General features: G+C 40.7%; 1 pseudogene. It reads left to right on the top strand.

Features of this window, described 5'->3' with window-relative positions:
* Window positions 1-805, top strand: a pseudogene (locus ACFIJ7_RS09690) (hypothetical protein); the annotation flags it as partial.

The raw sequence follows: 805 nt of genomic DNA, 5'->3' as shown, positions 1-805 counted from the left end.
AGGATTAAAGAGGTTTCTGAAGGAGTAGCACAGGATTCTTTGTTATGGAGCAAGGAAGCCGATGCCTTTGTAGCGCGTCATGAAAAGAGTAAAGAAGAAAAAGGCAAAGCTGTCAGGACACAAGAAAACAGTAGAATTACGTTTCTAGCAAATGGTGAGATTAGCGCTAAATCAACAGATGCTGTCGCTGGTAATCAACTTTATTCAATGAATCAGACATTTGCGACGTATTTTGGTGGAGGAGCAGGTTATAATGAAAAGGGAGAATGGGTTGCACCTACCTTCAAGCTTAAAACTGTCAATTCTGATGGTAGTGCTGGTGAGGAAAAGGTTTACAATAGTGTATCGGAAGCATTTGCTGGAGTTGCGAGTTCTATCACGAATGTTCATAATGATGTAACTAATGTTGTCAGTGATAGCCTTGCCAAGCAGGATGATAATACGAAGGTTATCACTATTGGTAAAGAAGTAGAAGGTACAGAACTCAACATTGCCAACAAGACTGGTACGGATCGGACACTTTCAGGTGTTAAGGCAGGAGTGCTTTCAGCAGAATCGACAGAAGTTGTAAATGGCTCTCAGTTATTTGCGACTAATAAAAATGTTACGACAGTGACTACTAATCTAGACAGTGTTTCTAAAAATACATCGAGCTATTTAGGTGGTGGTGCTGATGTTCTTGTAGGCAATCTTCCGACGTATGTTGTTGGTGGTCAGTCATATCATGATGTTGGTTCAGCCTTTAGCGGTGTTGATACATCGCTGACAGATCTTCATAATGAGCTTTCTAATAACAGCAGTGAAC

It is taken from the genome of Bartonella sp. MR100HLJHH, from assembly GCF_042194215.1.
Taxonomy (GTDB): domain Bacteria; phylum Pseudomonadota; class Alphaproteobacteria; order Rhizobiales; family Rhizobiaceae; genus Bartonella; species Bartonella grahamii.
Note: the sequence above shows the minus strand (reverse complement) of the source record. Positions and strands in the feature narration are given on the sequence as shown.